This window comes from Calidithermus terrae (assembly GCF_003574345.1).
Classification (GTDB): Bacteria; Deinococcota; Deinococci; order Deinococcales; family Thermaceae; genus Calidithermus; species Calidithermus chliarophilus.
Window position 1 is genome coordinate 1 of the sequence record NZ_QXDL01000475.1, and the last position, 545, is coordinate 545.

Annotated in this window: 2 protein-coding genes; both read left to right on the forward strand. The window is 73.6% G+C overall.

Annotated features, from left to right (window positions below; all coding sequences use genetic code 11):
- Nucleotides 1–90 precede the first annotated feature (90 nt).
- Nucleotides 91–357: an FHA domain-containing protein gene (locus Mterra_RS21660; RefSeq protein ID WP_218023011.1), complete on the forward strand. Its 267-nt coding sequence runs from the start codon at nt 91–93 to the stop codon at nt 355–357.
- 1 nt (nt 358) lies between these two features.
- On the forward strand, nt 359–545 hold a 187-nt coding region (locus tag Mterra_RS21665), incomplete at its 3' end, for a hypothetical protein (protein ID WP_218023012.1).

Here is a 545-nt window from a genome sequence, read left to right on the forward strand (position 1 = left end):
GAGTAGGCCGCCTTCCGCCCGGCCCGCCTCACCCTCAAGCGCTTCGGCGCCCTCACCTCCGACGTCATCCCCCTGCAGGGCCCCCGGCTGGTGGTCGGCCGCTTCGACGCCTCGACCGGCCCGGTGGAGATCGACCTCACCGGCATCCAGGGCTCGGAGAACATCTCCCGCCGCCACGCCGAGCTGTTCTTCGAGGGCGGCGCCTGGAAGGTGCGCGACCTGGGCTCGACCAACGGCGTGTTCGTCAAGCGGGCGGGCGAGGCGGCCTACTCCCCGCGCCTGGTGGAGCCCGCCACGCTGCACAGCGGCGACGAGCTGGCCTTCGGCAACGTGATCGTGGTCTTCGAGGAGGGCTAGCATGCCCGAGGAGCGCCCCGCGCCCGACCCCCACGACGAGGTCGAGGTCGCCGCCGCCGAGAACGAGGGGATGGTGAACGAGGAGGCCCCGCCGGAGGAAGCCGCCCCGGCGGAGGCGCCCGCCGAGAGCGCCTTGCTCGAGGAGGGCTTCCTCGAGGAGACCGCCCTCCCCCCCACCGTGGACAACC